Below are 9,026 nucleotides of genomic sequence, written 5' to 3' on the forward strand. Positions count from 1 at the left end.
AGCCGCGATGACCAAGCTGACCGGCGCGCAGAAGGCCGCCATCCTCCTCCTTACCCTGGCCGACACGCATAGCGAGAAACTCTTCGCCCGGCTGCATGAGGACGAGATCAGGGACGTCTCCGCCGCCATGGCAACGCTCGGCGTGGTGGATGCGCAGGTCGTGGAGGATCTGTGCCGCGAGTTCAGCGACAGCCTCGGCGCGACAGGCAAGCTCGTCGGCACCTATGAGACGACGGAGCGGATGCTGCTCAAGACCCTTCCGCCCGACCGCGTCGCCCAGATCATGGAGGAGATCCGCGGCCCCGCTGGCCGCACCATGTGGGACAAGCTCGGCAATGTCTCCGAGGGCGTCCTCGCGAACTACCTGAAGAACGAGTACCCGCAGACCGTCGCCGTCGTCCTCTCGAAGGTCCGCCCCGACCACGCCGCCCGCGTCCTCGCGCTGCTGCCCGAAGGCTTCGCGATGGAGGTCGTCATGCGGATGCTTCGCATGGAAACCGTGCAGAAGGAGGCGCTGGAAGGCGTCGAGCGCACCCTCAAGATGGAATTCATGAGCAACCTGGCCCGCGCGAGCCGCCAGGACAGCCATGAGGTGATGGCCGAGATCTTCAACAATCTCGACCGCGCCGCCGAGGGCCGCATCATGGCCGCGCTGGAGGAGCGCAACCGCGAAAGCGCGGAGCGCATCCGCGCCCTGATGTTCACCTTCGACGATCTGAGCCGCCTTGACGCCCCCGGCGTGCAGCTTCTCCTCCGCACTGTGGACAAGGAAAAGCTGGCCCTCGCCCTAAAGGGCGCGAGCGACACGCTGAAGGATCTCTTCTACCGCAATCTTTCGGAACGCGCGGCGAAGATGCTGAAGGACGAGGTCGCCTCCCTCGGCGCCGTCCGCCTGCGCGACGTGGACGAGGCGCAGGCCATGATGGTTGCGACGGCCAAGGACCTCGCCGCGGCTGGCCAACTCCAGCTCGAGGACGGTCAGGAGCCGATGATTGCCTGACATGTCCATGATGCTGACCGGCCTGCGCGGCCTCCCTCTTCCCGACCTTGACGCCCCTGCGGTCCCCCCGCCCGAGCCGCCGCCTGGCCCCTCCACGGAGGAACTGCTGGAAGCAGCCCGCCGCGAGGGCCACGCCGCCGGCCTGCGCGAGGGTGAGGCGCGCGGCCGCGCCGCTGAACAAGCCTCACGCGACGCCCTGGCCGATGAATCCGTCCGCATCGCCCTGCTCCAACTCGAAACGGCCCACAGCGCCGCCACCGAAGCTGTTGAGGCCTGTGCCCAATCCCTCGCGGAGATGCTGGTCGCGATGGTGGATGCCGCCCTTCCCGGCGCCGCCGCGCGCGAAGCTGCCTCCCTGCTGGAACCGCTGATGGCCGCCCTCGGCCCGGTGGAGGATGCCCCCGAAGGCGCCGTCCTTCGCGTTCCTCCCGCCCTGCTGGACCATGCCCGCGCCCGCTTCGGCGCCACCGGCCTTCCCATCGAGCCCGACCCCGCCCTGCCCGCAGGCGATGCCCGCATTGTCTGGCGCCATGGCGGCCTCGACCTCGACCTGTCCCGCCGCCGCGCCGCCATCCGCGACGTGCTGGCCGCCCTGAAACTGCCGCTGGAGAACGAGACATGAGCAACGGCTTCGAACCCGTCGCCGCGAACGAAACCGGCGAGGCCCGCCCGGCTGCCGCCGTTCAGGGCCTGGATGCGGTGTATGACATTCCCGTGCAGGTCAGCGCCGTGCTCGGCCGCGCCACTCTCCAGGTCAGCCAACTCCTGAAGCTCGGCCGCGGCGCCGTTGTCGAGCTGGACCGCAAGCTCGGCGAGGCCGTGGACATCTATGTCAACAACCGCCTCGTCGCGCGCGGAGAGGTGGTGATGGTCGAGGATAACCGCCTTGGCGTGACCATGACGGAGATCGTGAAAGCGGACCGCGCCGGATGACGCGCCTCCTCATCATCGGCAGCCTGGAAGCCGAACTTGGCCAGGCCGCGCGCATCGCGACCTCCCGCGGCGCGCGGCTGCGCCAGGCCGATGGCGTCACCGGCGGCATCGCCCTGGCCCGCGCGGAAGGCTTCGACCTCATCCTCTGCGACGTGCTGCATGATGTCTCATGGCTCGTCTCCTCGCTGGAAGCCGAACGCATCGCCTGCCCCGTCATCGCCTGCGGCCGCAACGCCGATGCCGCGGCCGCCGTGCGCGCGATCCGGGCCGGCGCGAAGGAATTCCTGCCGCTTCCGCCCGATGCCGATCTCATTGCCGCCATGCTCCAGGCCGCCGCCGGGGAAGCGGACGGGCCCATCCACCGCGACCCCGCCATGGCCGCCGTGCTCCGCCGAGCCGAGGGCGTCGCCCGTGCCGAAGCCAGCGTCCTCATCACCGGCGAGAGCGGCACCGGCAAGGAAGTCCTGGCCCGCCACATCCACCGTCATTCCCGGCGCGCCGACAGGCCCTTCGTCGCCCTGAACTGCGCCGCCCTGCCCGAGGCCCTGCTGGAAAGCGAGCTTTTCGGCCACGAGAAGGGCGCCTTCTCCGGCGCCATCGCCGCCCGTCGCGGCAAGTTTGAACAGGCCGATGGCGGCACGCTGCTACTGGACGAGATCGGCGAGATGGACCCGCGCCTCCAGGCCAAGATCCTGCGCGCGCTTCAGGAACGCGAGATCGACCGCCTCGGCGGCGCCGGCCCGGTGAAGGTCGATGTCCGCATTCTCGCGGCCACGAACCGCGACCTGTCCGCCGAGGTCGCGGCCGGCCGATTCCGCGAGGATCTCTTCTTCCGCCTCAACGTCGTCGCCCTCCGCATCCCCGCTCTGCGCGACCGCCCCGAGGACATCCTCCCCATCGCCGAGCACTTCGCCCGCCGCTATGCGGAGGCCAACGGCCTTCCCCCACGCCCCTTCGCCCCCGCCGCGCGTGCAGCCCTGCTTTCGCATTCCTGGCCCGGCAATGTGCGCGAACTGGAGAATACCGTGCACCGCGCCGTGCTGCTCGCCGAGGGCGATGAGATCGCGCCCGAAGCGGTGGAACTGCATGTGCCCGTCCCCCGCGTCGCGCCACCCGTCACCGCGCCCGGCACCACCTCCCCCGATCCCCAGCCTGGCCGTGCCATCGGCGTCGCCGCCCTGGTCGGCCGGCGCATGGAGGATGTGGAGCGCGACCTGATCCTCGAAACCCTCACCCACTGTCTGGGCAACCGCACCCGTGCTGCGGAAATCCTCGGCATCTCCATCCGCACGCTCCGCAACAAGCTGCACGAATACCGCGCCGCCGGTGCCCCCGTGCCCGTCGCGCCGGGCCAGATGCCTGTCGCGCCTTTCCCCTACGCGCAGACGGGCTGATCTATGGCTCTGCCTCCCTGGCTGCGGAAGCTTGGCAACTCCACGGATGTGGCGCTGGCAATCGGCGTTGCCATGCTCATCGTCGTGCTGGTGGTGCCCCTCCCCGTCCCGCTGCTGGATGCCGGCCTGGCCCTTTCCGTCACCCTCTCCGTCCTCGTCCTGATGACGGCGCTCTTCCTCCAGCGTCCGCTCGACTTCACCTCCTTCCCCACCATCCTCCTGCTGACCACGCTGCTGCGCCTCGCGCTCAACGTCGCTACGACGCGTACCATCCTCACCCATGGCCATGACGGCCCAGTAGCGGCCGGCCATGTCGTCTCCGCCTTCGGCGGCTTCCTGATGGGCGGCGACGTGCTGGTCGGCATGATCGTCTTCGCCATCCTGCTCGTCGTGAACTTCATGGTCGTCACCAAGGGCTCCGGCCGCATCGCGGAAGTCGCGGCGCGCTTCAGCCTGGACGCCATGCCCGGCAAGCAGATGGCCATCGACGCCGATCTTTCCTCAGGCCTGATCGACGATAAGGTCGCGCGCCAGCGCCGCGCCGATCTGGAAGCCGAAAGCGGCTTCTACGGCGCCATGGACGGCGCCGCGAAATTCGTGCGCGGCGACGCCATCGCGGGCCTCATCATCACCGGCATCAACCTGCTCGGCGGCATTGCCATCGGCACGGGCCGCCACGGCCTGCCCTTCCTCGACGCCATCTCCACCTTCGCCTCGCTCACGGTAGGGGACGGGCTGGTCTCGCAGATCCCGGCCCTCCTCACCTCCGTCGCCGCCGGCATCGTCGTCACCAAGGGCAATACCGAGGGCACGGCCGACAAGGCGCTGGTCAAGCAGCTCGGCCTCGCCAAGCCCCTCTGGATCGCTTCCGCCGCGGCCGCGCTGATGGGCCTGCTGCCCGGCATGCCTCTGATCCCCTTCCTCCTGCTCTCCGGCGGCTTCGCGGCCGGTGCCTGGAACCGCCACAAGGCCGACAACACCGCCGAGGCCACAGCCGTCGCGGCCCCGGCCAACGCGCCCGAGGCGCCAATCGCCGAAACCCTCCGCATCGACCTGCTGCGCGTCGAACTCGGCTACGGCCTCCTCTCCCTGGCCGCCGGCGAAGGTCCGCGCCTTACCGAGCAGATCCGCAATCTCCGCAAGACCGTCGCTCAGGAAATGGGCTTCGTCCTCCCCAGCGTCCGACTGCAGGACAACCTGCATCTCCGTCCGAACGAATACGTCGTGCGCGTGAAGGAGATCGAGGCCGGCCGCGGTGAACTCCGGCTGCCCATGCACCTCGCCATCGACCCCTCGGGCCAGCGCCCCAACATGCCTGGCGAGCCCTGCGAGGAACCCACCTTCGGCCTTCCCGCCCTCTGGATCGAGGAACAGCACAAGGAGGAAGCGCTGGCCCGCGGCTGCACCGTGGTGGATGGCGCCGGCGTGCTCGCCACCCACCTGACCGAGATCGTGCGCGAGAACATGCCCGAACTCCTGAGCCACGCCGAGGCGCAGAAGCTGCTGGACGACCTGCCGCAGGAAAACGCCAAACTCCTGGCCGACCTAATCCCCGCCCAGATTACCACCGGTGGCGTGCAGCGCGTGCTCCAGGCCCTACTTGCCGAGCGCGTCTCCATCCGCGACCTGCCCACCATCCTGGAGGGTATCCAGGAAGCCATGGCCGCCGGAGCCCGTGGCGTGCCTGCCCTGGTCGCCGTTGTTCGGGCCCGCCTGGCCCGCCAGCTCTCCGATGCAGCACGCGGCCCCGCTGGCTATGTTCCGCTCATCTCTCTTTCCGCCGAATGGGAGCAGGCCTTTGCCGAAGCCCTGGTCGGCCCCGGCGATGAACGACAGCTCGCCATGGCTCCTTCCCGCCTGCACGACTTCATGAACCGCCTGCGCGACGCCTTCGACAGCGCCAGCGCCCAGGGCGAGTCCCCGGTCCTAGTCTGCAGCCCCGGCATCCGCGCCCATGTGCGCGCCATCGTCGAACGCTTCCGCCCCTCCACCGCCGTGATGGCGCAAACGGAAATCCACCCCCGCGCCCGCATCCGCACCCTGGGCGCGATCTAGGGCAAAGCCCGATCAGCGCATGCGGCGCAGGCCTTCAGCGATGACCGGGCTTACGCTGCGGCCTGCGGCCAAAGCCACCATGTCAGCGCCGCCGCCGCCAGCAGCCACAACCCTATGATGAAGGCTGCCCCCGCACGGCTGACAGGTCGCCCCTCAGCTCTGATGGCAGCGGCCCGATGCTCCGCCATCAACTCGGGAGGCACCAGCCTGACCGCCAGCATGATCGCCGGCGGCAGCAATATCAGTTCATCAAGATAGCCAAGGACCGGGATGAAGTCGGGAATGAGGTCGATCGGTGAGAGGGCATAGGCAGCAACGGCCAGCGCGAATGCCTTCGCATACCAGGGCGTGCGAGGGTCGCGTGCCGCGAGATAGAGCGCATGCACGTCCCGCTTGATCGTCCGCACCCAGTCCTTGATCTGCCGCAGCACCCGCCTCGCTCCCACACAGACCCGGCCACCCCAGCCGGAGTTTCACTCTAACGATTCACCTCCCCGCAACCATCAGCAGCCCAGCATCCCCTCATGCGGCTTCGAGTCTTCCGAGCGGCCAGGATGGCCGACGCCATGGCGGAATGCCGCCAGGTACTGGGTCCGGACGCGCTGATCCTCTCCACCCGGCGCACCGCTGCCGGGGTCGAGGTAACGGCCGCACTCGAGCCCGCCGAGGAACCGCCGCCCCCGCCGCCTGTGCTGTCCCTCCAGACCGCGCCGGACCCGCTCGCCCGGCACAACCTGCCTTCCACGCTTCGCGCCCGGATCGGCACAGGCATGCCGGAATCCCTCGCCGCCGTCCTGCGCTTCGCCGCCCTGCCGGACGGTGTCTCCCGCCCCCTCGCCCTGGTTGGCCCGCCCGGCGCGGGCAAGACGCTCAGCGGCGCCAAGCTCGCCACCCGCATGGTCCTGCGCGGCACCGCCCCTTTGCTGGTCAGCACCGACTCCCAGCGTGCTGGCGCCGCGGAGCAGATTTCCGCTTTCGCGCGCGTCCTCGGCCTTCCCCTCGCACTGGCCGCCACCGGCGTCCAACTCGCCCAATCCCTCACCCGCCGCATCCCCGGCCAGCCCATGATCCTAGACACCGCCGGCTGCGATCCCTTCGATGCCGCCCAGGCCGAGCAGCTCCTTGCCCTGCTGCGCGTGACCGATGCGGCGCCCCTCCTCGTTCTTCCCGCCGGGCTGGACCCAGAGGAAGCCGCCGAGACTGCCCGCGCCTTCGCCGCCCTTGGTGCCCGCCACCTGCTGCCCACGCGCCTGGACGGCGCCCGCCGCCTCGGCGGCATCCTCGCCGCCGCCTTCGCCGGCCCGCTGGCGCTGACCGAGGCCGGCACCGGCCCCGGCGCCGCGGATGGCCTCACCCCCCTCACCCCCGCCTGGTTGTCGGCCCGCCTGCACGGCCCCGCCCGGAGCGCCGCACAGGAGGCCGCATGACCCCACCCCGCCTGATCGGAATCGCCTCGGGCAAAGGGGGCGTCGGCAAGACCGTCCTCGCCATCGGCCTGGCTCAGGCCCTTGCCCGCGCCGGCCGCCGCGTGCTCCTGGCCGATGGCGATCTTGGCCTGGCGAATATCGACGTCCAGCTCGGCCTGGAGGTGCGGCACGACCTGATGCAGGTCCTGGCCGGCACCGTTTCTCTTGCCCGGGCCGCGCTCCAGCATCCTGCGGGCTTCGACATCCTGCCCGGCCGTTCGGGCTCCGGCGGCCTGGCCGCGCTCGACCCTGCCTGGATCGACCGCTTCATCGCGGTGCTGCGCGAGGCCCCGCATGACGATGTGGTGCTGGACATCGGCGCCGGGCTGGACCCGGTTCCACGCCGCCTCTCGGCCGCCTGCGACCTGCCGCTCGTCGCCGCCACCGACGAACCGACCAGCCTCACCGATGCCTATGCCGTACTGAAGCTCCTGGCCCGCGACGCTCCGGGCCGCATGCCCCGGCTGATCGTGAATCTGGCCGCCGACGCCGCCCAGGGTGCCCGCACCCATGCGGCGCTGGACCGTGCCTGCCGCGGCTTCCTCGGCCGCGGTCTGGCCCTGGCCGGGATCATCCGGCGCGATGGGCGCATACGCGATACCATCCGCCATCAGACGCCGTTGCTGACGCGCCACCCGACTTCCCCGGCCGCGCAGGACATCGAAGCCCTGGCGGCCGGGCTGCTTCCGGCGCGTGCGGTCCAGCTCCTGGCCGGCGCCGCCTGATCCCGCGCCTCAGCGCGCCTCGGCTGATCCCCCGCCCAGCAGCCGCAGCGTCTCCACCACCGCCGTTGGATCCGCCACGCCCTTCCCGGCGATGTCGAAGGCGCTGCCATGCCCGACGCTGGAGAACAGCACATCCGCCCCGATCGACAGAGCCGAGGCCCGCCGCGGCGCGACCAGCTTGATCGGGATATGCCCCTGGTCGTGATAGATCGCCACATAGGCGTCCATTGCCCGCGCGGCGAGCAACACATCCGCGCCCGCCGGCCCCTCGGCCCGCAGCCCCGCGCGACGCAGCATCGCGACAGCCGGCTCGGTCACACGGGAATCCTCGTCGCCGAACAGGCCGCCCTCGCCCGCATGGGGATTCAGCCCGAACACGCCGATGCGCGGATCCTCCACCCCTAGCGCCCGAAGAGCGCGATGCGCCGCCATCCCGGCCGCCGCCACCAGCTCCGGTGTCACCCGCTCCAGTGCCGTCTGCAATCGCTCATGCAGGGTGGCATGCACGATGCGCAGGCCACCGCCTACGAGCATCATGAACACCTCATCGCGCGGCACCCCCGTCAGATCGGCGATCAGCCCGGGATAGCCGCTGAACTCGATCCCCGCGGCCGCAACGGCCGTCTCCGAATGCGGCGCCCCGACAATGGCCTCCGCCGCTCCCTCGCGCACCAGCTCCAGCGCATGTCGAACATACGCGACAGTCGCCGCGCCGGCCGGCGCCGTCACCTGGCCCGGCTGAAACTCCGCCTCCCGCAGCGCCTCCACGGGCGCCACATTCAGCACCCCGGCTTCTCGCCAATGCCGAGGCTCCGTCCTCACCGGCAGCCCATCGGCATGCCGCGCGGCGTAATGCCGGATGGCCACCGGATCCCCCACCAGGATCGGTACCGGCCCATCCTGCGCGGCGAAGAAGGCAGCGGCCTTCACCGCGATCTCCGGCCCAATTCCATTCGGATCGCCGATCGTCAGCGCAATCCGCCGCCGCGAAGCCGCCATGGCACGACCCTCACTCATGCCGAGGGCAGGAAGGCATCAGCGAAGAATGCCCCTTCCGGCAGCCCATGCAGCTTCGTGAAGCTCTCCCGCGCCGCCGCCACCATCTCGGGGCTTCCCGAGGCGTAGACCTGCACGCCCGTCATGTCCGGCCGGTCCGCCGCGGCGGCCGCCTGCACCCAGCCCACGCGCCCGTCCCAGGCGCCGTTCGCACGCGACAGCACGGGCACATAGCGAAAATCGCGCAGCTTCCGGGCCCAGCGTGCCGGCAGTTCCGGCAGATACAGATCCTCGGGCCGCCGCCCACCCCGGTACAGGATGATCGGCCGCGTCCAGCGCTTCCGCACCGCCTCCTCCAGGATCGAGGTCACCGGTGCAAAACCCGTCCCGGTCGCCAGCAGGATCAGCGGCCGTTCATCCCGCCCGTCCAGATCGGCATCGCCATAGGGCATGCTCA

General features: G+C 70.4%; 10 protein-coding genes. 7 read left to right on the forward strand and 3 right to left on the reverse strand.

What is annotated here, in order from left to right; translation table 11 throughout:
• The first annotated feature begins 7 nt into the window (after positions 1–7).
• Genes fliG through flhA form a run of 5 tightly spaced genes read left to right on the forward strand, consistent with a single transcriptional unit; the run spans position 8 to position 5,382 of the window.
• Entirely contained in the window at positions 8–1,000 is a 993-nt protein-coding gene (fliG, locus tag ACO1BU_RS07245) for a flagellar motor switch protein FliG (RefSeq protein ID WP_424135246.1), read from the forward strand.
• Positions 993–1,622 (forward strand): FliH/SctL family protein, encoded by a 630-nt coding sequence (locus ACO1BU_RS07250; RefSeq protein ID WP_424135247.1) that lies wholly within the window; start codon positions 993–995, stop codon positions 1,620–1,622. Before fliG ends, ACO1BU_RS07250 begins: the two co-directional genes overlap by 8 nt.
• Positions 1,619–1,933, forward strand: coding sequence for a flagellar motor switch protein FliN (gene fliN, locus ACO1BU_RS07255; RefSeq protein ID WP_424135248.1), 315 nt, complete (start codon positions 1,619–1,621; stop codon positions 1,931–1,933). The genes ACO1BU_RS07250 and fliN overlap by 4 nt, the downstream gene beginning before the upstream one ends.
• Positions 1,930–3,327 carry a sigma-54 interaction domain-containing protein gene (locus ACO1BU_RS07260; RefSeq protein ID WP_424135249.1) on the forward strand — a complete coding sequence of 466 codons (1,398 nt, stop codon included), beginning with the start codon at positions 1,930–1,932 and terminating at the stop codon, positions 3,325–3,327. Before fliN ends, ACO1BU_RS07260 begins: the two co-directional genes overlap by 4 nt.
• 3 nt (positions 3,328–3,330) lie before the next feature.
• Positions 3,331–5,382, forward strand: coding sequence for a flagellar biosynthesis protein FlhA (flhA, locus tag ACO1BU_RS07265; RefSeq protein ID WP_424135250.1), 2,052 nt, complete (start codon positions 3,331–3,333; stop codon positions 5,380–5,382).
• A gap of 50 nt (positions 5,383–5,432) precedes the next feature.
• On the opposite strand, the gene ACO1BU_RS07270 is transcribed toward flhA, so the two are convergent.
• Positions 5,433–5,813: a YkvA family protein gene (locus ACO1BU_RS07270; RefSeq protein WP_424135251.1), complete on the reverse strand. Its 381-nt coding sequence runs from the start codon at positions 5,811–5,813 to the stop codon at positions 5,433–5,435.
• A gap of 135 nt (positions 5,814–5,948) precedes the next feature.
• On the opposite strand from ACO1BU_RS07270, the gene ACO1BU_RS07275 reads away from it, so the two are divergent.
• Both ACO1BU_RS07275 and ACO1BU_RS07280 read left to right on the forward strand, forming a co-directional pair.
• Positions 5,949–6,809 (forward strand): flagellar biosynthesis protein FlhF, encoded by an 861-nt coding sequence (locus tag ACO1BU_RS07275; RefSeq protein ID WP_424135252.1) that lies wholly within the window; start codon positions 5,949–5,951, stop codon positions 6,807–6,809.
• Positions 6,806–7,573, forward strand: coding sequence for a nucleotide-binding protein (locus ACO1BU_RS07280; protein ID WP_424135253.1), 768 nt, complete (start codon positions 6,806–6,808; stop codon positions 7,571–7,573). The genes ACO1BU_RS07275 and ACO1BU_RS07280 overlap by 4 nt, the downstream gene beginning before the upstream one ends.
• A gap of 9 nt (positions 7,574–7,582) precedes the next feature.
• Here the strand turns inward: ACO1BU_RS07280 and ACO1BU_RS07285 are convergent, their stop codons facing one another.
• Both ACO1BU_RS07285 and ACO1BU_RS07290 read right to left on the reverse strand, forming a co-directional pair.
• Positions 7,583–8,590 (reverse strand): PdxA family dehydrogenase, encoded by a 1,008-nt coding sequence (locus ACO1BU_RS07285; RefSeq protein WP_424135254.1) that lies wholly within the window; start codon positions 8,588–8,590, stop codon positions 7,583–7,585.
• The coding region (locus ACO1BU_RS07290; RefSeq protein WP_481133214.1) for a ferredoxin reductase domain-containing protein at positions 8,587–9,026 on the reverse strand (440 nt) is incomplete at its 5' end. The genes ACO1BU_RS07285 and ACO1BU_RS07290, both read right to left, overlap by 4 nt.

It is taken from the genome of Roseomonas chloroacetimidivorans (assembly GCF_049629625.1).
Lineage (GTDB): Bacteria > Pseudomonadota > Alphaproteobacteria > Acetobacterales > Acetobacteraceae > Roseomonas > Roseomonas chloroacetimidivorans.

Bases quoted from the DNA above. Each gene is read 5' to 3' on its own strand.
- ACO1BU_RS07275 (WP_424135252.1), top strand. From the start codon at position 5,949: ATGGCGGAATGCCGCCAGGTACTGGGTCCGGACGCGCTGATCCTCTCC.
- flhA (WP_424135250.1), top strand. From the start codon at position 3,331: ATGGCTCTGCCTCCCTGGCTGCGGAAGCTTGGCAACTCCACGGATGTG.
- fliN (WP_424135248.1), top strand. From the start codon at position 1,619: ATGAGCAACGGCTTCGAACCCGTCGCCGCGAACGAAACCGGCGAGGCC.
- ACO1BU_RS07285 (WP_424135254.1), bottom strand. From the start codon at position 8,590: ATGAGTGAGGGTCGTGCCATGGCGGCTTCGCGGCGGCGGATTGCGCTG.
- ACO1BU_RS07260 (WP_424135249.1), top strand. From the start codon at position 1,930: ATGACGCGCCTCCTCATCATCGGCAGCCTGGAAGCCGAACTTGGCCAG.
- ACO1BU_RS07280 (WP_424135253.1), top strand. From the start codon at position 6,806: ATGACCCCACCCCGCCTGATCGGAATCGCCTCGGGCAAAGGGGGCGTC.
- fliG (WP_424135246.1), top strand. From the start codon at position 8: ATGACCAAGCTGACCGGCGCGCAGAAGGCCGCCATCCTCCTCCTTACC.